Source organism: Reyranella sp. GW821-FHT14A01, from assembly GCF_058803965.1.
In genome coordinates this window covers 50110-74659 of record NZ_JBXAPM010000018.1, presented here as the reverse complement: position 1 = coordinate 74659, position 24550 = coordinate 50110, and the positions used below count along the sequence as shown (strand labels likewise).

27 protein-coding genes are annotated in these 24550 nt (G+C 65.2%); 10 read left to right on the top strand and 17 right to left on the bottom strand.

The genetic code is table 11. From position 1 onward, the window contains the following. Positions 1-6: 6 nt before the first annotated feature. From AC1ROX_RS26980 to AC1ROX_RS26955, 6 genes are all read right to left on the bottom strand, one after another. Positions 7-858 carry a carbohydrate ABC transporter permease gene (locus AC1ROX_RS26980; protein WP_493131106.1) on the bottom strand — a complete coding sequence of 284 codons (852 nt, stop codon included), beginning with the start codon at positions 856-858 and terminating at the stop codon, positions 7-9. Next, a complete protein-coding gene (locus tag AC1ROX_RS26975) occupies positions 858-1787 on the bottom strand; it encodes a carbohydrate ABC transporter permease (protein ID WP_493131104.1) in 930 nt (309 codons plus the stop codon). The genes AC1ROX_RS26980 and AC1ROX_RS26975 overlap by 1 nt, the downstream gene beginning before the upstream one ends. Before the next feature lie 25 nt (positions 1788-1812). Then, positions 1813-3138 carry an ABC transporter substrate-binding protein gene (locus AC1ROX_RS26970; protein WP_493131102.1) on the bottom strand — a complete coding sequence of 442 codons (1326 nt, stop codon included), beginning with the start codon at positions 3136-3138 and terminating at the stop codon, positions 1813-1815. Positions 3139-3268: 130 nt separating this feature from the next. Then, positions 3269-3751 carry a Dps family protein gene (locus AC1ROX_RS26965; RefSeq protein ID WP_493131100.1) on the bottom strand — a complete coding sequence of 161 codons (483 nt, stop codon included), beginning with the start codon at positions 3749-3751 and terminating at the stop codon, positions 3269-3271. Between the two features lie 66 nt (positions 3752-3817). Continuing rightward, on the bottom strand, positions 3818-5035 hold the full coding sequence (locus AC1ROX_RS26960; protein ID WP_493131098.1) for an adenylate/guanylate cyclase domain-containing protein: 1218 nt from the start codon (positions 5033-5035) through the stop codon (positions 3818-3820). Between the two features lie 16 nt (positions 5036-5051). Further along, positions 5052-5366 (bottom strand): metalloregulator ArsR/SmtB family transcription factor, encoded by a 315-nt coding sequence (locus AC1ROX_RS26955; RefSeq protein WP_493131096.1) that lies wholly within the window; start codon positions 5364-5366, stop codon positions 5052-5054. Positions 5367-5476: 110 nt separating this feature from the next. On the opposite strand from AC1ROX_RS26955, the gene AC1ROX_RS26950 reads away from it, so the two are divergent. Continuing rightward, on the top strand, positions 5477-5881 hold the full coding sequence (locus AC1ROX_RS26950) for a hypothetical protein (protein ID WP_493131094.1): 405 nt from the start codon (positions 5477-5479) through the stop codon (positions 5879-5881). 42 nt (positions 5882-5923) lie between these two features. Here AC1ROX_RS26950 and AC1ROX_RS26945 read toward each other — a convergent pair whose 3' ends face one another. From AC1ROX_RS26945 to AC1ROX_RS26925, 5 genes are all read right to left on the bottom strand, one after another. Then, the gene (locus tag AC1ROX_RS26945) at positions 5924-6901 is read right to left on the bottom strand and encodes an ABC transporter ATP-binding protein (RefSeq protein ID WP_493131092.1); all 978 of its coding nucleotides are present in this window, start codon (positions 6899-6901) and stop codon (positions 5924-5926) included. Then, positions 6894-7871, bottom strand: coding sequence for an ABC transporter ATP-binding protein (locus AC1ROX_RS26940; RefSeq protein WP_493131090.1), 978 nt, complete (start codon positions 7869-7871; stop codon positions 6894-6896). Before AC1ROX_RS26940 ends, AC1ROX_RS26945 begins: the two co-directional genes overlap by 8 nt. 10 nt (positions 7872-7881) lie before the next feature. Next, positions 7882-8736, bottom strand: coding sequence for an ABC transporter permease (locus AC1ROX_RS26935; protein ID WP_493131088.1), 855 nt, complete (start codon positions 8734-8736; stop codon positions 7882-7884). Further along, a complete protein-coding gene (locus tag AC1ROX_RS26930) occupies positions 8733-9668 on the bottom strand; it encodes an ABC transporter permease (protein WP_493131086.1) in 936 nt (311 codons plus the stop codon). Before AC1ROX_RS26930 ends, AC1ROX_RS26935 begins: the two co-directional genes overlap by 4 nt. Positions 9669-9766: 98 nt before the next feature. Further along, positions 9767-11362, bottom strand: a complete 1596-nt coding sequence (locus tag AC1ROX_RS26925) for an ABC transporter substrate-binding protein (protein WP_493131084.1) — start codon at positions 11360-11362, stop codon at positions 9767-9769. Positions 11363-11453: 91 nt separating this feature from the next. On the opposite strand from AC1ROX_RS26925, the gene AC1ROX_RS26920 reads away from it, so the two are divergent. Further along, positions 11454-11918 carry a CBS domain-containing protein gene (locus tag AC1ROX_RS26920; RefSeq protein WP_493131082.1) on the top strand — a complete coding sequence of 155 codons (465 nt, stop codon included), beginning with the start codon at positions 11454-11456 and terminating at the stop codon, positions 11916-11918. A gap of 3 nt (positions 11919-11921) precedes the next feature. Here the strand turns inward: AC1ROX_RS26920 and AC1ROX_RS26915 are convergent, their stop codons facing one another. Further along, complete coding sequence (locus AC1ROX_RS26915) at positions 11922-13535, bottom strand: gamma-glutamyltransferase family protein (protein ID WP_493131080.1); 1614 nt, start codon at positions 13533-13535, stop codon at positions 11922-11924. Positions 13536-13561: 26 nt separating this feature from the next. Here AC1ROX_RS26915 and AC1ROX_RS26910 point away from each other — a divergent pair, with 26 nt between their 5' ends. The 6 genes from AC1ROX_RS26910 to AC1ROX_RS26885 all read left to right on the top strand — a co-directional run bounded on the left by AC1ROX_RS26910 (position 13562) and on the right by AC1ROX_RS26885 (position 18827). After that, positions 13562-14596, top strand: a complete 1035-nt coding sequence (locus AC1ROX_RS26910; protein WP_493131078.1) for a Bug family tripartite tricarboxylate transporter substrate binding protein — start codon at positions 13562-13564, stop codon at positions 14594-14596. Next, positions 14593-15702: an LLM class flavin-dependent oxidoreductase gene (locus tag AC1ROX_RS26905; RefSeq protein WP_493131076.1), complete on the top strand. Its 1110-nt coding sequence runs from the start codon at positions 14593-14595 to the stop codon at positions 15700-15702. Before AC1ROX_RS26910 ends, AC1ROX_RS26905 begins: the two co-directional genes overlap by 4 nt. 203 nt (positions 15703-15905) lie before the next feature. Beyond that, positions 15906-16826, top strand: a complete 921-nt coding sequence (locus tag AC1ROX_RS26900; RefSeq protein ID WP_493131074.1) for a LysR family transcriptional regulator — start codon at positions 15906-15908, stop codon at positions 16824-16826. Positions 16827-16941: 115 nt separating this feature from the next. Further along, entirely contained in the window at positions 16942-17997 is a 1056-nt protein-coding gene (locus AC1ROX_RS26895) for a hypothetical protein (protein ID WP_493131072.1), read from the top strand. A 9-nt stretch (positions 17998-18006) separates the two neighbouring features. Further along, positions 18007-18534 carry a UGSC family (seleno)protein gene (locus tag AC1ROX_RS26890; protein WP_493131071.1) on the top strand — a complete coding sequence of 176 codons (528 nt, stop codon included), beginning with the start codon at positions 18007-18009 and terminating at the stop codon, positions 18532-18534. Between the two features lie 68 nt (positions 18535-18602). Continuing rightward, positions 18603-18827 (top strand): hypothetical protein, encoded by a 225-nt coding sequence (locus AC1ROX_RS26885; protein ID WP_493131069.1) that lies wholly within the window; start codon positions 18603-18605, stop codon positions 18825-18827. 7 nt (positions 18828-18834) lie between these two features. On the opposite strand, the gene AC1ROX_RS26880 is transcribed toward AC1ROX_RS26885, so the two are convergent. The 5 genes from AC1ROX_RS26880 to AC1ROX_RS26860 form a co-directional block, all read right to left on the bottom strand. Further along, entirely contained in the window at positions 18835-19617 is a 783-nt protein-coding gene (locus AC1ROX_RS26880) for a glutathione S-transferase family protein (RefSeq protein WP_493131067.1), read from the bottom strand. 14 nt (positions 19618-19631) lie between these two features. Further along, on the bottom strand, positions 19632-19976 hold the full coding sequence (locus AC1ROX_RS26875; RefSeq protein ID WP_493131065.1) for a Lin0512 family protein: 345 nt from the start codon (positions 19974-19976) through the stop codon (positions 19632-19634). A 13-nt stretch (positions 19977-19989) separates the two neighbouring features. After that, positions 19990-20328, bottom strand: coding sequence for a Lin0512 family protein (locus AC1ROX_RS26870; RefSeq protein ID WP_493131063.1), 339 nt, complete (start codon positions 20326-20328; stop codon positions 19990-19992). A gap of 14 nt (positions 20329-20342) precedes the next feature. Then, positions 20343-21338 carry a tripartite tricarboxylate transporter substrate binding protein gene (locus AC1ROX_RS26865; protein WP_493131061.1) on the bottom strand — a complete coding sequence of 332 codons (996 nt, stop codon included), beginning with the start codon at positions 21336-21338 and terminating at the stop codon, positions 20343-20345. Positions 21339-21441: 103 nt separating this feature from the next. Then, on the bottom strand, positions 21442-21840 hold the full coding sequence (locus tag AC1ROX_RS26860) for a DoxX family protein (protein WP_493131059.1): 399 nt from the start codon (positions 21838-21840) through the stop codon (positions 21442-21444). A gap of 209 nt (positions 21841-22049) precedes the next feature. On the opposite strand from AC1ROX_RS26860, the gene AC1ROX_RS26855 reads away from it, so the two are divergent. Next, positions 22050-23102, top strand: a complete 1053-nt coding sequence (locus AC1ROX_RS26855) for an ABC transporter ATP-binding protein (protein WP_493131057.1) — start codon at positions 22050-22052, stop codon at positions 23100-23102. A 47-nt stretch (positions 23103-23149) separates the two neighbouring features. Next, entirely contained in the window at positions 23150-24481 is a 1332-nt protein-coding gene (locus tag AC1ROX_RS26850) for an ABC transporter substrate-binding protein (RefSeq protein ID WP_493131055.1), read from the top strand. Positions 24482-24550 lie beyond the last annotated feature (69 nt).

Below are 24550 nucleotides of genomic sequence, written 5' to 3'. Positions count from 1 at the left end.
GATGCGCTACCCCTTGACCGAGCCGGTGAGGCCCGAGACGTAGTGTTCGACGAAGAATGAATAGACGATCGCGACCGGGATCGAGCCCAGCAGGGCGCCGGCCATCAGCGGACCCCAGAAGAACACGTCGCCGCGGATCAGCTCCGAGGTGACGCCGACGGGGACGGTCTTCTGGTCCGGCGAGGACAGGAAGACGAGGGCGTAGATGAACTCGTTCCATGATAGCGTGAAGGCGATGATGCCCGACGACAGGATGCCGGGCACCGCGACCGGGATGATGATGTAGACCATCGCCTTCCAGCGCGAGGCGCCGTCGATGCGCGCGCACTCCTCCAACTCCTTCGGGATGGCTTTGAAGTACCCCATCATCAGCCACGTACAGAAGGGGATCAGGAAGGTCGGGTAGGTCAGGATCAGCGACCAGGGCGTGTCGCCCAGCTGGAAGTTGCGGATGATCTCCGCCAGCGGAATGAACAACAGAGTCTGCGGCACCAGGTAGGTGATGAAGATCGCGGTGCCGAGGCCGCCGGCATAGGGGAAGTTGAGGCGGGCCAGCGCGTAGCCCGCCAGCACGCCGCAGAACAGCGAGATCACCGTCGATATCAGGGCGATCAGCATCGTGTTGAACATCCAGCGCGCGAAGTTGGTCTCCTCGAACAGGTAGACGATGTGCTCGATCGTCGGATTGTTCGTCCAGAACGGCATGTAGTTCGGCGCGTTCCAGGGCAGGTAGAGTTCGCCGTCCGGCCGGAAGGTCGTGACGATCATCCAGTAGAACGGAAACAGCAGGACGAAGACGAACAGGATCAGCGGAACGTTGTAGAAGACCCATCGTCTCCAGAGGGCGCCCTCGATCATCAGCGGGTCTCCACTCGGCGGATGTAGAGGAGTTGCACGACCACGATCACGAACAGGAACGGAAACATCGCGAGCGAGATCGCGGCGCCTTCCGACAGCAGGCCGGTGCCGATGCCGAGCTGATAGGCATAGGTGGCGAAGAGGTGGGTGGCGTTGGCCGGCCCGCCGCCGGTCATGACGTAGACCAGCTGGAAGTCGGCGAAGGTCTGGATCACCGAGAAGAGCACGACCACCAGGGTCACCGGCATGAGCAGCGGCCAGGTCACGTGCCAGAAGCGCGCCCACGGGCGGGCGCCGTCGATCGCGGCGGCTTCGTGCAGCTCGGGGCTGATGGTCTGGAGGCCGGCCAGCAAGGTGATGGCGAAGAACGGCACGCCGCGCCAGATGTTGATGATGATGATCGACGTCATGGCGAGGTCGGGATCGCCCAGCCAGTTGATGCGGGTGGTGATGAAACCGAGCTGGAACAGCGTCCAGTTGATGACGCTGAACGTCGGGTCGAACATCCACTTCCAGGCGAATGTCGAAAGCACCGTGGGAATGATGAACGGCAGCAGGATGAAGGCGCGGATGATCGCCTTGCCCCTGAAATGCCGGTTGAGCAGGATCGCCAGCCACAATCCCAGCGCCAGCTTGAACACCGTCGTCACGCCCGTGTACCAGAACGTGTTCCACACCGTCGTGTGGAAGATGCTGTCGTCCCAGATCTTGTGGAAGTTCTTGAGGCCGACGAAATGACCGGGATCGCCGACGCGCGTGCTGCTGAGCGACAGCACCACGCCTTCGAAGAAGGGATAGGCGATGAACAGGCCAAGCAGGACCGCGGTCGGCGCCAGAAGCGCCATCGCGAGCCAGCGCTCGTCCTCGAGCTTGCGCAAGCGCGGGGAGAGGCGTTTGCTCTCCGCCGCCGAAAGTGCTGTCACCGCCATGGAAGGTTACCTCGAGCGCAGTTGTTCAGCTTGAGACGTAGACCTTCTTCAGTTCGGCTTCGGCCCATTTCACCGAGTCCTCGGCGGGCATGCCCTGCACCGCCTTGGCGTACATGTCGGTGACGATGTACTTCGAGAGGACTTCCTGGGCCTTGGCGTCCGGCGGTCCGGCATTGCCGATGGCCTGGCCGAGGCGGGCCGCCACCTTGAAGGGCGCCATGACCGGATCGACATCCCACAGCTTGTCGGTTTCCCATTTGGCGGTGCACGGCGTCGCGAAGCCCTTCTGCGATTCGAAGAACTTCCTGTAGTTCGCCTCGGTGTGGATCCACTTGAGGAACGCCTTGGAAGCATCCTGGTTCTTGGAATACTTCATCAGCATGTTCGACTGCAGCAGGTGGAAGCCGAACTGTCCCGCCGGACCCTTGGGCAGGGGCGCATGCAGGATGTCCTTGTTCATCGGCTGGCCCTTTTCCGTCTTGTACTGGTCGGGCTTGCGCAGGGTCTCGATGTAGATCGAGGCGCCGTTCAGGGTGGCGGAGATGGTCTGTGACAGGAAGGCCCGGTTGTTGTTGGTGTCGTCCCAGGCGAGGCCGCCTTCATCCATGCCTTCCTTCCAAAGGCCCTGCATGAATTTCACCGATTCGACGGTCTCCTTGCTGTTGATCACCACCTTTCCGCCGGCATCGATCTCCTTGCCGCCCCACGACCAGAGGTAGGGATAGGTGAAGCCGGGAGCGTCGCCGAAGGTATGCCCCAGGGTCTGGCCGAACGGCCGGCCCTTGGCCTTTAGCTTCTTGGCGGCGTCGCGATAGCCTTCCCAGGTGTCGGGGAACGCGGTCACGCCGACCTCCTCGAACCACGACTTGCGATAGGCGATCATGCCGCCGATCACGGCCCAGGGCATGCCCATGTACATCTTGCCGTTGCTGCAGATCGCCTGTGCGTACGGGAAGATGCCGCCCTCACGCTTGCCGACTTCCTCGGCGATCTCGCTGACGTCGATGACGCTGTTGGCGTAGAGGTGAGTGTAGCTGTTGAACGACATGATCAGGTCGGCGCCGGAGCCCGACTGGATGCCGGCCGTGATGCGCGGCTGCAGGTCGTTGCCGTTCACGGTCTCGAGGTTGATCTTGATGCCCAGCGCCTTTTCGGCCTCGGGCATCATCTCCCTTTTCAGGAGCGCATCGGTTGCCGGCACGAAGTCGACCCACTTCAGCCAATGAACCGTTCTCTGTTGGGCGAAAGCCGGCATACGGCCGGTTGCAAGTATGCCGGCCATGCCTCCCATGGACGCAGCGGCGGCGCCGCCGGCAAGCTTAAGCACGCTACGACGCTTAGTCTTGGCCATGTTGTCCTCCCAGGACTGCCGCCTCGTTGGACGGCTTTGTATTGCCTTCATCGTAGGCATTTGGGAGGACATGGCGCAAGCCGGCATACGGAATTTTTATCGGCGATATTGGGTATCGCCTGGCGAATCCCTATTCGAGCAGCGAACGCAGCATCCAGGCCGACTGTTCGTGCACGGTCAGGCGCTGGGTCAACAGATCGGCCGTCGGCTCGTCGCTCGCCTTGTCGGCCAACGGGAAAATCTCGCGCGCGGTGCGCGCCACCGCCTCGTGGCCGGTGACGAGGATGCTCACCATGTCGAGCGCCTTCGGCGGCTTGGCCGGCGCGTCCGCGAGCGAGCTCAGCTTGCTGAACTGGCCGTAGGAGCCGGGTGCCGGATAGCCGAGCGAGCGGATGCGCTCGGCGATCGGATCGACGGCGTTCCAGAGCTCGGTGTACTGGGTCATGAACATCGTGTGGAGCGACGTGAACATCGGCCCCGTGACGTTCCAATGGAAATTATGGGTGGTGAGATAGAGCGTGTAGGTGTCGGCCAGCAGGTGGCTCAGCCCCTCGGCGATCTTCTTGCGGTCTGCTTCCTTGATGCCAATCGAGATGGCGGGTGTCTTGGCCATGGGCTGCTCCTCTGATGTGCAGGCCGAACCTATCAGCGCCCGCGCCATGGACAAGTATACGAAAGGTTAGAGCAGCTCCGGATCGAGGGTGAACAGGTCCTGCGCCTTGCCGACGCCGCGCAGCGCGAAGCGGCCGACGGAGACCATCGGGGTGCGTTCCTCGGCGGGCAGCGTCTCGGCGAAGGTCGAGGAGATGAGGAGGGGACGGTCGACCGAACGGCACATCGAGGCGATGCGGCTGGTCTCGTTGACTGCAGGGCCAACGACCGTGAAGTCGAGGCGGTCGAAGCTGCCGATATTGCCGTAAAAGACTTCGCCAACATGCAGGCCGATATAGACGTTCGTGATCGGATGCTCTTCGGCGAGGCGGCGCTCGTTCAGCTCCTTCATGCGGGCCCGCAGGTTATGCTCGGCGCGCAACGCGCAGCGGCAGGCTTCGGCCGGATCGTCGGCGCGGAAGACCGCCAGGGTGCCGTCGCCGATCAGCTTCAGCACGTCGCCGCCGGCCTCGTGGATCGAGGTGATGACCGCCTCGGCATAGTCGTTCAGCAGCGGGATGATCTCGCTGGGCAGGGCCTTGTCGGTGATGGCGGTGAAGCTGCGCAGGTCGGAGAACCACAGCGCCGCCTCGATGCGGTCGGCGACGCCGCGCTGGATGCTGCCGTCCAGCACGCGCCGGCCGGCATCGCGGCCGAGATAGACCTGGACCAGGGTATCGGCGATGCGCGCCAGGGCGGCGCTCTTGATCGTGAGCGCCAGCGCCGGCACCAGGCGGCGCAGCGCCACGATATTGGCGTCGCTGAAGCCCTCGGAATGGCGCGTCGACCAGGCCGAATAGACACCGTCCATGTCGCCGATCTTGGTGGCGTCGGCAAAGCGATGGATGAAGACGACATAGTCGGTGTGGCCGAGGTCCTTCATCTCCTGGATGACAGGAAAATCGGGCTCTTCGCCGAAGCCGATACGACGGCGCAGCTCTTCCCCGCCGGTCTCGAGCAGATGGAAGAAGGGGCTGCGTTGCCAGGATTCGGCGGCGGGACCGCCCTGGTCGGTGCGGGCATAGTCCGTGGCCGCCGGCTCCTCGACGGAATCGTCGCGCCAGCGGTAGATGCGGCCTTCATGGACGGGGTGCAGCGTGTCGATGAAGGACAGCGCCCGCGAGAGCATGAGGCCGGCTTCGCGGCATTTCTCGCAGAATTCGCGCAGCAGCTGAGCCTCGTCCACGCCGTCGAGGCCGCGGCGGACGATCCAGTCGAGAAGGATATCGGTGTCGAGTGGGGTCATGGCATCGCTCGCGGAGCTAGTTCGTCTTTGCCTTGGCCAGGCGCTGGCTTTCCTTCTTCAGCGGGCGCGACACGGGACACACCTCCTGTACGAAGTTGTTCAGCGTATTTGCGAGGTTGTCGCGGACGATACGATAGTGGACGTACTGCCCCTTCTTCTCGCTTGCGATGAGTCCGGCGCCCTCGAGCACGGCGAGATGCTTGGAGATCGAGGGTTTCGAGATGTCGAAGCGATCGGCAATCTCACCCGCGGTCAGGTCGGCAGACGACAGATAGGCAAGTATCTTGCGCCTCACCGTCGACGAGAGTGCCTCGAAAACCTTGTCGATCATCGATCGTTCGATCCTGTATTTAGCCAGTTGACGAATTAGCTAATCATCTATAATTAGCTAATAAGCTAATTAACTCTCTAATTAGCACAAAGCGAAAGGGAGAGACAGTCATGTCCGTCGAATACTTCATGGCTTACTACGCCGCTTACGTCGCCTTGAGCCTGGGCGTCACGATCTGGGTCGGACATACGCTCAGCCGGAACGGACTGGTTTTCCTGGTGGAAAATTTCGAAGGAAGGGAAGAACTTGCCCGGAGCGTCAACCATTTGCTGCTGGTGGGCTTCTATCTCGTCAACGTCGGCTTCATGACCTTGATGCTGCGTTACGGGGGCCGGCCGGACGGTCTTGTGGCGGCGATCGAATATCTCAGCACGAAGATCGGGCTGGTGATCGTGCTGCTCGGCGCCATGCATTTCGCCAACATGTACGTGCTGATGCGGTTCCGGAAATCTTCGCTGTTCCGCTTTGTCGAGCCGGCGCACGCCGCGCCAGTCGCACCGCAACCGTACACGTGAACTTCGATCCTGGATGGGAGCGCGCCGGCGACGGCGCGTTTCCTATTGGGTCAAGTCACGGAAATGACAAGCCGCGCGATGGCCCGGGGATACTTCGCCGAACGCCGGATACTCCGCCGTACAGATATCGGCCTTGAGCGGGCAGCGCGGATTGAAATGGCAGCCGGGCGGCGGTTTGAGCGCACTGGCGATCTCGCCATGTGCCTTGGCGCTGGCGCCGATGGCGGCGCGGTGGAACGGATCGGGGATCGCCGCGATCAGGGCGCGCGTATAGGGATGGCGCGGGTTCTCGAAGATCTCCTGCCAGCCGCCCTGCTCGACGATGCGGCCGAGATACATCACGGCGACGCGATCGCTCACATGCTCCACCACGCCGAGATCGTGGCTGATCATGATGTAGGCCAGCCCCATCTCGTCCTTGAGTTCGAGCAGGAGGTTGATGATCTGGGCACGGATCGACACGTCGAGCGCCGACACGGGCTCGTCGCAGAGCACGAGCTTGGGCTTCAGGATCAGCGCGCGGGCGATGCCGATCCTCTGGCGCTGGCCGCCGGAGAACTCGTGTGGATAGCGGTCGGCCTGCTCAGGGCGCAGGCCGACCTTGGCCATCATGTCGATGACGCGTGCTTCGACTTCCGCCTTGTCGGTGACGCCGTGCAGGCGCAGCGGATCGGCCAAGGTCCGCCGCACCGTCTGGCGCGGATTGAGCGAGGCGTAGGGGTCCTGGAAGACCATCTGCACCGTGCGCGCCATCTTCATGCGGTCGGGCGGGGTGCTGCCGGAAATCTGCTGGCCATCGATGTTCATCGTGCCGCGCGTCGGCGGCAGCAGGCCCATGATGGCCAGTGCGAGCGTGGACTTGCCGCAGCCGGATTCGCCGACCAGGCCCAGGCATTCGCCGGGCTTCACGTCGAGCGTGACGCCGTCGACCGCCTTCAGCGTCTTGATGCCGCCGGCCAGCGCATTGCCGACCTTGAAGTGGACGGCAAGGTCGTCGAGCGTAAGCAGGGCCTCAGCCATGATGATGGCACCTCACAAGCCCCTCGGCCGGCAGCGGCGTCGGCTCCGGCACGACGGTGCGGCAGACATCGGTGACGGCGGGGCACCGCGGATTGAACCGGCAGCCGGCCGGATAATTGGCGATGGCGGGCACGACGCCCGAGATCTCGCGCAGCTTCTGACGGCCGCGCCTGGCGCGCTCGCCGAGCCGCGGCAGGGAATCGATCAGGCCCTGCGTGTAGGGATGGCTTGGCCGCGCGAAGATGGCATCCGCCACCTGGCTCTCGACGATGCGGCCGGCATACATGACGGCGACCCGCTTGCACATGTTGGCGACCAGGCCGAGATCGTGGCTGATCATCAGGACGGCCGTGCCCTTGGCGGCGCAGAGTTCGGCCATCAGGTCGATGATCTCGGCCTGCACCGTGACGTCGAGCGCCGTGGTAGGTTCGTCGGCGACCAGCAGGTCGGGGCCGCAGGCCAGCGCGATGGCGATCATCACCCTCTGGCGCATGCCGCCCGAGAGCTGGTGCGGATAGTCCTTGATACGGCGCTCGGGCGAGGGCACGCGGACCTGGCGCAGCGCATCCTCGGCGCGGTCCATCGCCTCGTTCCAGTTGGCGCCCTGGTGCAGCACGAACATCTCGGCGATCTGTCGGCCGACCGGCGACAGAGGATTGAGTGCCGTCATCGGCTCCTGGAAGATCATGGCGATGCGCTTGCCGCGCAGGCGCCGCATCTCGGCGGCGGAGACGTTCTGGATCTCCTGCCCGTCGAGGACGATCTTGCCGCCGGCCAGCGACAGCGGCCGGCGCAGCAGGCCCATCACCGACAGCGCCGTGATGCTCTTGCCGCAGCCCGATTCGCCCACCAGCCCGAAGGCCTCGCCGCGGCCGATCTCGAACGAGACGTTCTCGACGGCATTGTAGGTGACGCCGTCGCCGGCCAGCGCGATGCGCAGGTTCTCGACCTTGAGAAGGGGCGTTGTCATGCGCGTGCCCTCATCCCCGCCGCGTCGTCGATTGCGGGTCGAGATAGTCGCGCAAGCCATCGCCCATCAGGTTGAGGCCGAGCACGGTGAAGAAGATCGCGAGGCCCGGGAACACCGACAGCCAGGGCGCCGTGGTGATCTGGTCGCGCGCCTCCGACAGCATGCTGCCCCAGCTCGGGAAGGGCGGGCGGATGCCGAGGCCCAGGAACGACAGCGCTGCCTCGGCCAGGATCGCGCCACCCATGCCCAGGGTCGCGATCACGATCAGAGGCCCCAGGATGTTGGGCAGGACCTGCGTGAACATGATGCGCAGGTCGCCATAGCCCAGGATGCGCGCGGCCTGGATGTAGCCCTGGCTCTTCAGCGACAGGACCTGGGCGCGCGCGATGCGGCAGGAATAGGACCAGCTCGTCAGGCCGAGCGCGATCACGAGGCTGAACAGGCCGGGTCCGAGGATCGCCATGATGGCCAGCGCGAAGACCAGCGAGGGGATCGCCAGCATCAGGTTGGTGAGGCCGCTCACCAGATCGTCCCACCAGCCGCCCCAATAGCCGGCGGTCAGGCCCAGGGTGACGCCGATCAGGCTGTTGCAGATCTGGCTGATGATGCCGACGCTCAGGGACACGCGCGCGCCGTAGACGATGCGGGAATAGATATCGCGGCCCTGCGCGTCGGTGCCGAATGGATACTCCCAGCCGGGCGGGATCTCGGCGTTCATCAGGTTGGCGTCCATCACCGGATCGGTCAGCGCGATCCACGGCGCCAGGATCGCCGCGGAGATCGCGATGGCGACCAGGCTGCCGCCGACCCAGAGGGAGGACCCGCCCTTCAGTCTGAGGCGAGGGAGTTTGAGGGCAATGCTCATCGGTACCGGATCCGGGGGTCGATCACGACATAGGCGATGTCGACCAGTGTGTTGATGACGAGGAAGAACACCACGATCATCAGGATGCAGCCCTGGACCGTGGGCATGTCGCGCTGGAACACCGAATCGACCATCAGCGAGCCGACGCCCGGCCAGGCGAACAGCTTCTCGACGACGACCGCCTGGCCCATCAGAGAGCCGAACTGCAGGCCCACGATGGTGATGACGAGGACCAGTGCGTTGCGCAGCACATGCCATTCGACGACACGGCGCTCGCTCATGCCCTTGCTGCGCGCGGTGCGGACGAAGTCGGCATTGAGCACGTCGAGCACGGCGGCGCGCGTGGTGCGGGCCAGCAGGGCCATCGGGCCGACGCCCAGCGCGATCGCCGGCAGGATGAGGTTGCGCAGGCCGCCATCGCCATAGCCGAAGCTCGGCAGCCATTGGAGTTTCAGCGCAAACAGGTACATCAGCATCAGGCCGAACCAGAACTGGCTGAGGGAGAGGCCCGAGATGGCGCCGACCATGGCGGCGGTATCGACCAGGCTGCCGGGCTTCAGCGCGGCCAGGAAGCCCAGCGTCACGCCGACCAGGATGGCGAAGGTCATGGCCGCGAGGACCAGCTTCAGCGACGGCCAGATGCGGCCGGCCAGCATCTTGGTGACCGGCTCGCGCGTGCGGAAGGAGGTGCCGAGATCGCCCGTGGCGGTTGCGGCCACGTATTTTGCGAAGCGCTCGATCAATGGATCGTCGAGGCCCATCTCCTTGCGCATGCGCTCCATGACCGCGGGGTCGATGGTCGAGCGCCCATCTTCGTTCATGCCGGAGATGAAACTGCCGGGCAGGACGGAGAACAGCAGGAAAACGAGCGCCACGACGGCGAGCAGCGTCGGGATGACGTTGGCGAGGCGGCGGCCGAGGACAAGAAGCATTGCGAGGTTTCTAGAGGTCCCCCGCCACAGCTCTCGATGACAGCAACTTTGTCATCCCGAGCGGCAGCGAGGGATCCTTCAACTTTCTTCGTTCGCGGCTATTTGGCCGGCGAGCTGGCGTCGACCCAGATGTTCTCCGGGTATTGATGCGTGATCTCGGTCGGGTTGGGCTGCAGGCCGTGGACCCACGGCTGGAAGGCCAGGACCGCCTTGTTGTAGTTGAAGAACCAGACCGGTGCTTCATCGTAGAGCAGGTTGTTGGCCTTCTTCAGCATCTCGTCGCGCTTGGCCATGTCGCCTTCCTGGGCGGCATCGTCGAGCAGCTTGTCGAAGTCGGCATTGTTGAAGCCGGTATAGTTGCAGGCCGTGCGCGGCGTTTTGGAGTAGTAGCAACGCAGCGTCGCCAGCGAGTCCGGACCCGTCAGACTCGACTGGATGAGGGCTTGATGGTCGCCCTTCATCAGGATCTCGGTCTGTACCGTGACCTCGACCAGCTTGGGCTTGGCCTTGATGCCGACCCGCGCCAGCATCGGGATCGCCGCTTCGACGATCGGCAGGCCCCAGCTCTCGTTCTGGCTGGTCGTCCATTCGAACTCGAAGCCGTTCGGGTAACCCGCTTCGGCCAGCAGCTTCTTGGCCTTCTCCGGATCGTACGGATAGGGCTTCACGGTCTTGTCGAAGGCCGCCGACGAGGGCGGCAACCAGCTGGTGGCGCGGTAGGCCTTGTCCTTGACCAGGCGCGAGATGATCAGGTTGGAGTCGATCGCGTAGTTGATCGCCTGCCGCACCCGCTTGTCTTTGAATGGCTTGATCGAGTCGAGGTTGAAGTGCGTCGAGCGTGTGAACATCTCCGGCACTTCCAGGATGCCCTTGGCGAGCTGCGGATCGGCGCGATAGGCTACGTACTGGGCCGGGCCCAGGATCGACGTGTCGATCTCCTTGTTGCGGAAGGCGACGTCGCGGGCGGCCGCTTCGGCCATGATCAGCACCTCGAGCTTGTCGAGGTAGGGTTGGCCGGTCTTGTAGAACTTGTCGAAGCGTTCCATCGCGACGCGCGAGCCGGGAATGTGCTCCTTGAACTTGAAGGGGCCGAGGCCGACCGGGTTGGACGCATAGTTGCCCTTCTCGACTTCCTCCTTGGGCAGGATCGCCGTCGAGCCGCCGAAGAAATAGTAGCCGGGGTCGACGCGGTCGGTGATCGTCATTTCCAGCGTCGAATCGTCGATCTTCTTGAGGCCGGAAATCTCCTTGGCCGTGCCCTTCTCGACATCGACCGCGCCCTTGATCAGGCGGACATAGCGGGCGCCGGGATAGCCCTTCGTGCCGTCCATGATGCGGGTGAAGGAGTAGATCACGTCGTCGGCCGTCATCTTGCGGCCGTTATGGAAGAAGGCGTCGTCGCGCAGCTTGTAGGTGTAGGTGAGGCCGTCGGCCGAGACCGCTACGGACTTGGCCAGCTCCAGCGTCAGCTTGTTGGCCGCGGTGTCCCAGTTGTAGAGCGAGCGCTGCAGCGCCTTGCCGACGATGTCGTCCTGGGCGCGCGGCGTCACATGCGGGTCGAGGCTGCCGAAGCTCGCGGCGTAGGGCGCGGTCATGCGCAGCGTGCCACCCTTGCGCGGGGTCTGCTGGGCATTCGCCGTGCCGGCGCCGATGACGGCAATCGCGGCGACCGCGAGCCATGCCAGTTTACGCATCAACCATCCCCCTCTTGAACGTTCTCGTTGGAGCGCATTCCATCTTGCATCGCGCCTCGGTGCAAGAGGAATGCCGAAACGCGGCGCAACCATGTCGAGAGATCTGCATTACCCGCCCATGCAGGTTTCCGAGATCATGACCCGGGAGGTCGAGACGATCGCGCCCGACGCGTCGCTCCAGAAGGCCGCCGAGGCCATGGAGGCGATGGGGGTCGGTTCGCTGCCGGTCTGCGACGGGAAGCGCCTGGTCGGCACGATCACGGACCGCGACATCGTCGTGCGCGCGGTGGCGGCCGGCTGGTCGCCGGTCGATGCCCTGGTCAAGGACTGCATGACCGAGGATGTCGCCTACGCCTTCTGCGACGAGGAGACCGAAGAGGTCCTCGAACGCATGAAGGTGCTGCAGGTGAGGCGCCTCGTCATCCTCGACCGCGACAAGAACCTCGCCGGCATCGTGGCCCTGGGCGATATCGCGACCGAGCCTGATGCCGCCGCGGAGTCCCGCGTCGGCGCCGCCGTGGCCGAGATTTCCGAGCCGTCGCGGCCGCGAAAGTAGCGCTCAGGCCGGGACGCAGTAGCCGTCGCGCCGCGGGTCGCAGCCGCCGGTGAAGATGCCGGTCGCCTGGTCGATCGCCACACCCTGCATGCCGCCCACCTTCATGGTCCATTCCGGACCGGTCGTGATGTTGTGGCCGAGCTTGCGCAGGTCGGCATGGACGTCCGGCGGCAGGCGCGATTCCAGATAGACCTCGGCACCGTCGGTGAGGCGGCCGCGCGGTGCCTCGATCGCCTGCTGCAGCGGCAGGCCGAAATCGACGTGCTGGACCATCGCTTGCGGCTGGGTCTGCAGGATGCCGTAGCTGCCCGGCGTGCCCAGCGCGAGGATCGGGTCGCCGTCCTTGGTCGAGATCGAGGGCGCCATGCACATCGGCAGCTGGTCGCCCGGTTTCACGCGGTTCGGGCTCTGCGGATTCACGTCGGCCCAGTAGAGGAAGTTGTTGAGGCAGAGACCGGTGCCGGGCACGACGATGCCCGAGCCGAACACGCTGCCCAGACTCTGCGTCAGGCAGATCAGGTTGCCGTCATTGTCGGCGATCGAGAACGACGTCGTGTGGCTCTCGTCGACCGGCGAGACCGGCTCGTTCGACGGCGTCCACTGCTCGGTCGGGCCGATCACCGGCTTGCCGTCGCGCACGCGGGCCCGCAGCGTCTCGACATGGGCGTCCGACAGGATCTCGGCCAGCTTCTGCGGCGCCGGCACGCCGGTCGCGATGCGCACGCCGGCGGCGAGGCGGACGGCGCGCAGCACCGTGTCGACATGCTCCGTCGAATTGCGCTTCATCTTCGCGAAGTCGAAGCCTTCGAGGATGCGGAGCGTCAGCAGGAACTGGAAGCCCTCGCAGGGCGGCGGCGGCACATGGACGGTGCGGCCGCGATAGGTGACCGCCACCGGATCGCGCCAGGTGGCCTTGGCGGCCAGTAGGTCGTCCATGACCATGCAGCCGCCGAGTTCGGTCAGCCGCTCGAGGATCTTCTTTCCGAGCGCGCCGCCGTAAAGCAGGCCCGGGCCCTCGTTGGCCAGCGCCTCGAGCGTGCGGGCGAGATCGGGCTGCTGCAGCACGAAGCCCGGCTTCACGTTGCCGGCGCCGGCCGTATAGACGCGCGACCATTCGGGATGCAGCGCCTTGTAGCCCGCGAGTTCGCCGGCGACGCCCTGGATTTCCTCGATGTTGAATTCGATGAGCTGGAAGCCGTCGCGCGCGATGGCGATCGCCGGTGCGAACAGTTCGGGCAGCTTCTTCTTGCCGTGGCTGCTGTTCAGCTCGCACCAGCCGGCGAGGTTGCCCGGCGCGCCGACGGCGAGGGCGCCGCGCTGCAGCTGTGAACGGTTGCTAAGCTTGTCGACCGGGAAGTTCTTCGAGATCGGCCCGACGAAGTCGAGCGTGCGGACGCGCTTTTCCTTGGCGATGTAGCAGGTGGCGACGCCGCGGCCGGCGAGGCCCGACATGTAAGGTTCGACGACGTTCAGTGCCGCTGCGGTCGCGACCGCCGCATCGAAGGCATTGCCGCCGTTCGAGAGGATACGCGCGCCTGCTGCCGCGGCCAGCGGGTGGGCGGCGGCCACCATGCCATGCCGCGATGCGATTGTCGGACGCTTGCCGTGTTGCAGCATATGAACTCCCAAATGTTGAGAAGATCGTGCCGCCTCTTTCGCGCCTCGACCAGCGCCAATTGCGCATCGGTGCCGCCGCTTGCATAAAGATCGGCATGAGCATCAGCCGGCGCAAAGCCTTGACGATCCTTGCCGCTGCGTCTGCGGCACCAGCACCCTTGCAGGCGCAGGCATGGCCCGCGAAGCCGCTTTCCATCGTCGTGCCCTACGCCGCCGGCAGCGCCACCGACACCTTGGCCCGCGTCATGGCGGAATACCTGGCGCCCAAGCTCGGCCAACCGGTGATCGTCGACAACAAGGGCGGCGGCAACGGCTCGATCGCCGCCAACTACGTCGCCAAGGCACCGCCCGACGGCTACACGCTGATGATCGCGACGGCCGCGACGCATGCCGGCAATCCCAACCTGATGAAGTCGGTGCCCTACGATTCGCTGGTGGATTTCGCGCCGGCCGGCTTCTACGGCTTCATCCAGTTCGTGCTGCTGGTGCGCGCCGATGCCGGCATGGACACGCTTCCCGACTTCATCAAGCGCGCCAAGGCCAAGCCGCCGCTCACCTCGGGCGCCGGCACGCCCTCGGCGCGTGTCATCACCGCGACCCTGGCGGAGCGCCTCGGCACCGAGATCACCTACGTGCCCTACAAGGCCGCGCCGCAGGCGCTGGGCGATCTCCTGTCGGGCCAGATCGACATGACCTTCGCCGACGTGGCCATCGCCGTGCCGCAGGTGAAGGCGGGCAAGGTGAAGGCGCTGGTGATGGCGTCGGACTCGCGCTCGCCGCTGCTGCCCGAGGTGCCGACCTTCCAGGAGGCGGGGCTCGGCCAGTTCGCGCTCGACGCCTGGTTCGTGATCATGGCGCCGGCCAAGACTCCAACCGAGGTCGTGGCGCGCATCGACAAGGCCGTGCAGGAGATAGTGACCGATCCCGAAGTCATCAAGCGCCTGCGCGGCATCTCGTTCGAGCCGCAGCGCAAGGCGCCGGAAGATGTCCGGCCCTTCATCAAGTCCGAGATCGAGAAATGGGGCCGGCTCTCCAAGGCCGCCGGCATCGAGAAGGAATGACGATGGTTAACGAGATGGCGGCTGATCAGAAGCGCCTCGAATTCGGCTGGTTCCTGCCCACGGCGGGCGACACCACCGCCTATGGATTGGCGAGCGCCCAGGTGGCGCCGTCGCTGGACTTGTTCGACAAGGTGGTTGGCGCGGCCGAAGCCGCCGGCTTCGAATACATGTTGGTGCCGGTCCAGACCGCCTGCTGGGAAGCCTGGATCTCCAGCGCCATGATGGTGGCGCGCTCGAAGTCGATGCGCATGCTGGTCGCGGCGCGGCCGAGCTACATCAATCCCGTGCTGCTCGCCAAGATGATCACCGCCTTCGACCAGCTCTCGGGCGGCCGCATCTGCATCAACCTGATCGCCGGCCAGAGCGAGGCCGAGAATGCTTCCGAAGGCATCAAGTGGGGCAAGGAAGAGCGCTACGAGATCATGGACGAGGAAGTCTCGATCCTGAAGGCGCTGTGGACCACGAAGGGCCCGGTGAATTTCGACGGCAATTTCTATCAGCTCAAGGGCGCGCAGATCCGGCCCTATCCGCTGCAACAGCCCCATCCGCGCTTCTATCTCGGCGGCGGCTCGAAGCAGGCCTGGGAGATTTCGGCCAAGCACTCCGACGTGCACCTGTTCTGGGGCGACACCTACGAGCGCATCCGCGCCAACATGGCAGAGATCAAGTCGATGGCGGCACGCCACGGCCGCGAGAACGAGATCGGCTTCGGCATGCGCCTGCAGGTCGTCTGCCGCGAGACTGAGAAGGAAGCGTGGAACTTCGCCCATGGCCTCGTTTCGCATGCCAGCGAGGCGCAGAAGGCCTTCGTGAAGGAGCGTTTCGCCACGTCGGAAGCCAACCGCCGGGTGCGCGAGCTGGCGGCGATCGGCGAGACGATCGAGCCGCATCTGTGGACCGGCATCACCCAGGTCCGCCCCGGCGCCGGCATCGCCATCGTCGGCAATCCCGAACAGTGCGCCGACACCTTGCAGAAGTTCATCGACCTCGGCTGCCACTCCTTCTGCCTCTCGGGCTACCTGCACGACGAGGAGGCGGAGCGCTTCGGCAAGTGGATCATGCCGATCCTGCGCCAGCGCAATCCCGGGCGCATGCTGGCGGCGTAGGGCCGAGCGAAGCTCGGCCGTTGAGCGTCAGGACATCGCTTTGCGATGTCCGGGAGCGCCGAAGGAAGAACGGCCACGCATGACCCCTCCGGCGCTACGCGCCACCTCCCCATTTGAATGGGGCGGAAGGTGATCCTGCTTCGTCTTCACGGTAGACAGGACCAAAGATCCCTCACTTCGCTTCTCTCAAAGCGTGAGCTGCCATGGCCCAGCCGACCCTGCCGGATTTCAGCGCCCGCCAGCTCGAGGCGGTGCTCGCCGTCGGCGAATACGGCAGCTTCATCGCGGCGGCGGCGCGGCTGCGCATCTCGCAGCCAGCGCTGACGCGCACGATCAAGCGGGTCGAGACGGCGCTGGGCGTTCGCCTGTTCGAACGCAACACGCGCCATGTGCAGATCACGCCGGCCGGCCGCGAATTCGCGGCTGTGGCCGAGCGCATGCTGAACGACCTGCGCATCACCGTGCGTTCGATCCGCGAAGTCGCCGAGGAACAGCGCGGCCGGCTCAGCATCGCCAGCATCATGTCGGTGGCGAGCGGCGCGCTGCCCTTGCTGCTCGCTTCCTATCGAGCGGACCGGCCCGGCATCGAGATCCATGTCCAGGAAGGCGTGCATGGCAGCGTGCTCGAAGCGGTGCGCAGCGGCGCCGCCGATCTCGGCCTCACCTATGTCGACGAGCTGCCCGACGCGATCTCGGGCGAGGCGCTGCAGCGCGAAACCTTTTGCCTGGTCGTGCCGCGCCGCCATCGGCTGGCCGCGCGCCGCAGCGTCCAGCTCGCCGAATTGAAAGACGAGCCGCTGGTGGCATTACCCAGTGATTCGCGCACCCGTCGCACGGTCGATGCTGCCGCCGCGGTCGCCGGTCTCACCCTTCGCCAGATCGTCATCGTCAACCAGTTCGCCACCCTGATGGGCTGCGTCCGCGCCGGCGTCGGGCTCGCCATCGTTCCGACCGGCGCCACCGGCCTTTTCCTCGGCCGCGACCTGCGGGCGATTCCCCTCGGCGAGGCGAAACTCTCGCGCCGCCTCGGCATTGTTCTCCTGCGGGAGCGCGAACCGTCGCCATCGGCGGCGGGCTTCCTTGCGCTGGCGCGCCGGTCTTGGCCGAAACCCGTCCGGCTTTGATGCATCAAGTGGAATAATCGCGGCTATCAGGTTGCGGTTGGCATAGGCGCTGAGGGGACTATTCTGGCCGGAAGCCCTCCGGCGTCCTGTGCGCGGGGAGTGGCGGAGGAACATTATGCAGTTTGCATCCCGATCCTACTCGGCCGACAGCATTTCGGCCGTCCAGGAACTCTATCATTCCAACGGCTGGACCGACGGTCTGCCCATCGTGCCGCCGACGCGCGAGGCGGTTCAGGAATGCCTCGAATGGGTGATGATGCCGCCCGACCAGCTGATCGGCATCGAGCCGGTGCGTGGCCTCGCCATCACCGCCGAGAAGCTCGCGATCAACGCCGTCATGGCCGGCTGCCTGCCCATGCATTTCCCGGTCGTCGTGACGGCCTGGACGGCCATGATGCAGGACGAATTCCTGATGCATGGCGCCACCGCGAGCACCGGCGGCTGCGCGGTGCTGGTCATCCTGAACGGGCCGATCCGCCTGGAGATCGGCGCCAGCGGCACGTTCAACGCGCTCGCCAACTCCGACCGGGCGACGGCGGTCATCGGGCGCGCCATCCGGCTCTGCCTGATCAACCTGCTGGACGACCGTCCAGGCGTGATCGACCGCTCGACCCTCGGCCATCCCGGCAAGTTCAGCTACTGCGTCGCCGAGGACGAGGAAGACACGACCTGGCTGCCGCTCGCCGAGCATCGCGGCGTGCCGAAGGGTGCGTCCTCGGTCACGGTGATGTCGGCCGGCGCACCGCGCCAGCTCATGAACGAATGGACGACCAAGCCCGAGGAGATCCTGGAGACCTTCGCGGCCGAAATGCGCGCCAACATGCGCCATTACTCGATCCATCCCGGCAACTACGCGATCGTCGTTCCCAAGCAGCTGCGCGAGCACCTGCAGGCGGGCGGCTGGACCAAGGCCGACATCGCGACCTTCATCCATGAGCGTGCGCGCATCCACCGCCGCGAATGGGCCGATGTCGGCAAGGGCGCCGTGGTCCGCGATCGCGGCGACAGCGTCTACACCGCGATGGATTCGCCCGACCAGCTTCTGGTCGTGGCCGCGGGCGGACCGGCCGGCGGCTTCGGCGCGGTCATCCCACCCTGGCTCGGCAACAAGAGCTATGCCGTCACCCTGCCGATCGGCGTCTGCGTCGATTGCGAACCCCCAAAGAAATAAGAGGAACCCATGTTCGAAGTTCTCGATCCCACGCCGGGCACCGCCCCGCCGGCCGGCCAGCTCGCCCCGCGTCTCGACACGCTCGAAGGCAAGACCATCGGCTTCATCTCGAACGGCAAGGAAGGCACCAAGGGCTTCTTCAAGCACCTCGACCAGATCCTGCGCGAGGAGTACGGCGTCGCCAACGTGGTGAGCCGCACCAAGTCGAACTACAGCGCGCCGGCCGACCCGCACATCGTGGCGGAGATCAAGGGCTGGGATGCCGTCGTCTCAGGTTTAGGGGATTGAGGGTCCTGCTCATCGTGCAGTCTGCACGACTCAGTTACCGCCGAACGACTTGAAGTTCCCGCGTTCAGCGTGATGACCACGCGATTCGCCAGTGCCGCCGAAATGATGGGCCGCGTGCTCGGCATGCCGGGCTACGCCTTCGCGCAGATCGGCCATCCGGTCAGCAGCGCGACCGACGACCAGCTCCGTGACATGGCCCGGACGGCCATCGAGCAGGGTCTGGCGATGCTGGTCCAGCCGAAGGCCTGACTTCCTGAACGGCAACCTCGGGCAGCATTTCGCGTTGCCCGAGGGAACCAATAACGGGAGATCACGGCATGAAGCCGATGGCTATCTTGGGCGTCCTTTTGATCGCGATCGGCATCGCCGGCCTGGCGATCGACAACATCTCCTTCACCGAGCGCAAGACCATCGTCGATGCCGGCCCGCTGAAGGTCACGGCCGACGAGCAGCGCACCATCCCAATCCCGACAATCGCCGGCGTCATTGCCGTGATCGCCGGCGCCGGCCTCCTGTTCATGGGCCGCGCCGCGCGCAGCTAAGGCCGCGTCAGCCCAGCGGCCAGGTGAAGCGGATGTTGTTCTTGGACAACCCGTCGAGAACGACTTGCTGGCCGCCCGACTTCATCATCCATTCCAGGCGATGATCGCGATACTCGCGGCGGATTTGTCCGGACGCGAGCCGCTCGTGCGCATTCGCCATGCTGGCGGCGGCGGCCTCGAATTCCTTGAAGGTCGCCGCGACCGACGGGCGTTCGATGAGTCGGTCGCGCCACCGCGCCAGCGGTGAACCGCCTGGCGTTCCCAGCCCATAAAAGAACGAGCGGTTGAGGAAGGGCGCGACGCTGAGGTCGGCCCAGCCGAAGCTCTCGCCGTTGAACCACGGCCGGTCGCCGAGCTTGTTGGCCAGCCAGGCTTGCAGCTCGACGGTCTGTCGTGCCGCCGTTGCCTTCATCTTCTCCGCCTGCTCGCCCTCGGCGCGCTTGAACCAGCGGATCTCGCTCAGGCCCCAGTTCACCGCCTCGTAGAGCGTGTCGCAGAGATCCTCGATCATGCGCGCCTCGGCGCGCGCCGCGGGATCACGCGGCAGCAAAGGCGGGGAGGGATACTTGTCCTCGATATATTCGAGGATGATCGTCGAATCGAAGACGCGCGCTTCGCCGTCGATCAAGGTCGGCACTTCGTTGCGCGGGCTGGCTGCTGCGAACGCGCCGCCGGCCGTACCGGTGCCCAGTGCGGCGGGAGTCTCGACCTTGAAGTCGAGACCCTTTTCGCGCAGCGCGATCTTCACCTTCTGGGCATAGGACGAAAGCGGGTGTTCGTAGAGCAGCATGGTGCCTACTCCGGTCAGGGAATCTCCATCCGGACCGCGATGGCGGCGCTGGCGATCACCGCCGGATCGTTGTTCTCCGGATCGGCGATGTCGAGGCCGCCCTTCACCACCTTCACGGTGACGATGCCGTGGGGCAGCGAGGCCTTCACCTTTTCCGCGTCGACCTTGTCGGGCTGCTGCACGCCGATCGTGACGTCGACGAACATGCCGGTCTTGGTGTCGATCTTGAGCGCCCGGATCATGGCGAGAGACGAATGGTGCAGGGCGTCCTGCACCGCGCGCAGGGCGGCCTTGGTGTAGTCGCCGCCGTGCAGGTCGTTGCCGGTGCCGAGTTCGAGGATCACGCGCTTGGCGGTCATGGTCGTTCTCCTCTTACAGGTCCAGGCGGACGATGGCGGCCGCCTGGGCGATCACCGTCTTGTCCGTCCCGGCTTCGTTGTCGATCTCGAGGCCGCCCTCGAAGACCTTCACCGTTCCGGTGCCGTGCGGCAGGACCGCCAGTACCTGCGCGGTGTCGACCTGGTCGGGCTTGGGCACGCCGATCAGGACCTCGACGACCATGTCGTCGCTCGACTTGCCGAGCGCCGTCGCGATGGTGAGCGAGTTGTGCCACAGCGCGTCCCGCAGGGCGCGGACGGCGGCCTTGGTATAGTCGCCGCCCCTGATATCGGTGCCCATGCCGATCTCGAGGGCCACCTTCTTCAACGCCATGCTAAGACTCCTCCTCAGGACTTCGCGAGGCCGGCCTTGATGAGCAGCGGCTTCACGTCGTTATAGTATTTCTCGGCGAAGGCCCGGAACTCGGCGGGATTCTTGTCCCACGGCACCTGGATGAACTTCGCGAGATACTCCGTCACCTTCGGCTCGGCCGAAGCCTGCTTGAAGGCTTCGTAGAGCGTGTTGACGATCTCCGGCGGCATGCCCTTCGGTCCGAGCAGGCCGTAGGGGCTCTGGCCCACGACGTTGACGCCGAGCTCGATCATGGTCGGCACGTCGGGGTAGCGCGGGATGCGCTTCTCGGTCGCGAAGGCCAGGATGCGGCACTTGCCGTCGTCGACGAACGGCGCCCATTGCGCGGCGTCGGCGATGAACTGGATCTCGCCGCCCATCAGCGCCTGCATCCACTCCGCGCCGCCCTTGTAGGGGACGTGGGTGAACTTCGCGCCGGTCGCCTGCTCGACCTCGATCATCATGAGCTGGCCGGTGCCGCCCACGCCGGAGGTGCCGAAATTGTACTTGTCCGGGTCCTTCTTGCCGGCGGCGATCATGTCCTGGAACGTCTTCCAGGGAGAGTCGGTGCGCACGACGATGCCCATCGTGTAGCCCGACAGGCCGGTGATGTAGGTGAAGTCGGTCAGCGGATTCCAGTTGGTCTGCTGGTAGTGCGGATAGCGCAGCGTGTTGATGCTCATCACCGCCAAGGTGTAGCCGTCGGGCTTGGCGTTGAGCAGCATGGCGGGCGCCAGCGTGCCGGCGGCGCCCGCCTTCACGTCGATGATGATCTGCTGGCCCAGGATCTTGGTCACGGCCTCGGCGAGCAGGCGCATGTGCACGTCGGTGACGCCGCCCGCGGCAAAGGGGTTGTAGATCGTGATCGGCTTCTCCGGCTTCCAGCGCGGCTGGCTGCGGGCGACCCCGGGGACGATCGTCGGGGCTGTGAGCGCGGTCGCGCCGGCAAGGGCGGCAAAGCGGCGGCGGTTGATCGAGACCGGCTGGGACATGAACGCTCCTCCTGACTTTTTATTGTCGTACACATCGAAACGGCTGCACGAGGCAGCCGTCCGTTGTTCGTTCCATAGCGTCTTGGCGCAGGCGCGTTAAGCGCTACTTCCGGCGTGCGGCGTCGATGCTCCACGGTCCGGGACCCGCCGCCGCGAGATAGAGGAAGACGAAGCAATAGAGCACGGCCAACTCGCCCTTGTTGAGGATCGGGTAGAAACCCATCGGGGCATGGACCAGGAAATAGGCCACGGCCGTCATGCCGGAGGCGACGAAGGCGGCCGGGCGGCTGAACAGCCCGATGACCAGCAGGATGCCGCAGACGAACTCGATGATGCCGGCATAGCCCGGCATCGACATGAGGTTGAAGTTGGCGGGGACGACGCCGGCCGGGAATTTCAGCAGCTTGCCGGTGCCATGCTGCAGGAAGAGGAGCCCACTCATGATTCGCAGCACACTGAGCAGGCGCGGCGCCCAGGCGGTCCCGAGAGCGTCGAAGTTCATTGCGGTAAATCCCCAAGATAAAATTGCACTTTAGACATCCTGCAGGCGGTTCTCACTTCCGACAAGCGATTGCTGGTGATCGGGTTACCAATTCGTCAGTGAGTACTCGCACTTCACGTCGGGTTTGTTATGATCCCGCCACGACCGGTCGAAAGAGCCGGCAAAAGTACAAGCAATAAGCGGCCCGAGGCCGCACGCGTGGAGGAAGTATGGCGACGGTCGAAGTCCGCAAGGCGCGGAAGGCGTTCGGGCCGGTAGAGATTCTACATGGCGTAAGTGTCGACATCGCCGATGGCGAGTTCGTGGTGCTGGTCGGCCCGTCGGGCTGCGGCAAGTCCACCCTGCTGCGTATGCTGGCGGGGCTCGAGAACATCACGTCGGGCGAGATCGCGATCGGTGGGCGCGTGGTCAACACGGTGCCGCCCAAGGATCGCGACATCGCGATGGTGTTCCAGAACTACGCGCTCTATCCGCACATGACGGTCTACGACAACATGGCCTTCTCGCTGACCCTGGCGAAGGCGCCGAAGTCGGTGATGGACCAGGAAGTCGGCCGGGCGGCCAAGATCCTCGGCCTCGAGCAGCTCCTGCATCGTTTCCCGCGCCAGCTCTCGGGCGGTCAGCGCCAGAGGGTCGCCATGGGGCGTGCCATCGTGCGCAACCCACAGGTCTTCCTGTTCGACGAGCCGCTGTCCAACCTCGACGCCAAGCTGCGCGTCCAGATGCGCTCGGAGATCAAGGAACTGCATCAGCGGCTCAAGGTCACGACCGTCTATGTCACGCACGACCAGATCGAGGCGATGACCATGGCCGACAAGATCGTGGTCATGAACAACGGCCATATCGAGCAGATCGGCGCGCCGCTGGAACTCTACGACCGCCCCGCCAATCTTTTCGTGGCGGGCTTCATCGGCTCGCCGGCCATGAACATGGTGAAGGGCACGGTCTCGAACGGCGCGCTGCGCATGGAAGACGGCACGGCCTGGCCGCTGCCGACCAATGGCGGTCGTCCGACCGAGGGCCCCGCCGTCTACGGCGTGCGGCCCGAGCACCTCATGCTCGATCCCGGTGGTATCCCGGCCACCGTCCAGGTGGTCGAGCCGACCGGCTCGGAAACCCAGGTCCTGCTGCGGATCGGCGGCCAGTCGGTGATCGGCGCCTTCCGTGAACGCGTTACGGCGAAGCCCGGCGAGATCCTGCCCGTGAGGCCCGATCCCGCCCTGGTCCATCTGTTCGACCAACAGTCGGGCCAGCGCCTCTGAGAACGGGGAAAAAAGACAAACTAAAGGTCAATTAGGAGGAAACAAGAATGGCTTTCATCATCAAGCGTCGTGAGTCGATCATTCTCGGTGCCGCCGCGGCGGCGATGGCCATGGCCGGCAAGGCCAACGCGCAGTCGGAAATTCCCAAGGCGGACGTGCCGGCGCCCAAGCTGCCGATCGAGAGCGGCGCGACGCTGCGCCTGATCCGGCCGGCGCGCTTCGTCGAGCCCGACGAGGTCATCTTCCGCGCCAACAGCGCCAAGTTCGCCAAGGAGACCGGCGTCGAGGTCAAGGTCGACCTGGTGGGCTGGGAAGACATCCGCCAGCAGACCGCCGTATCGGCCAATACCGGCGCCGGCCCCGACATCGTCCTGGGCTGGGCGGAAGATCCGCACATCTATGCCGACAAGGTGATCGAGCTCTCCGACGTCGCCGAGTATCTCGGCAAGAAGTACGGCGGCTGGATGTTCCTCGGCGAGAAGTTCGGCAAGAAGGCCAAGACCAACAACTGGATCGGCCTGCCGATGGGCGGCACCGGCGGCCCGCTGGTCTATCGCGCGTCGGCGGTGAAGGAAGCCGGCTTCGACAAGGTGCCGACCACACTGCCTGAGTTGCTCAAGCTCTGCCAGCAGCTCCAGAAGATCAAGAAGCCGGCCGGCTTCGCGCTCGGCAATGCGGTGGGCGACGCCAACGGCTTCGCCAACTGGATGCTGTGGAGCCATGGCGGCTCGCTGGTCGACGAGGACGGCAAGGTCACCATCAATAGCAAGGAAACCGTCAACGCGCTCAACTTCGTGAAGGAACTCTACCCGACCTTCATCCCGGGCACGATGTCGTGGAACGACATCAGCAACAACCGGGCCTATGCGTCGAACGAGCTGTTCTTCACGGCCAACGGCGTGTCGATGTACTTCGCGCTGAAGAACGACCCGGCGACCAAGGCGATCGCCGACGACACCGAGCACGCGCTGCTGACCCAGGGCGTGGCGAGCTCGGCGCCGATGAGCGCCACGGTGCTGAATGCCATGGTGTTCAAGCACACCAAGTTCCCGAACGCCGCCAAGGCCTACCTGACCTTCATGATGGAGGCCGAGCAGTACGATCCCTGGCTGACCGGCTGCCTGGGCTACTGGTCGCACCCGCTCAACGCCTACGACAAGAGCAAGGTGTGGTCGAGCGACCCCAAGATCGCGATCTATCGCAGCACCATGAACAACCGCTTCTGGAGCGGCTACAAGGGCCCCATCACCCAGGCCGCCGGCACCGTCGCCGCGGAATACATCCTGGTGCAGATGTTCGCCTCGGTGGCCTCGGGCCAGGCGACCCCGGCCGACGCCGCCAAGGAAGCGGAGCGTCGCACGCGCCGTTACTACCGCTAAGGCCAGACAGGCCAAGGCAAGACAGGGATGGCGCGACCGGTTCGACCGGTCGCGCCGCTCTCCCGCTCT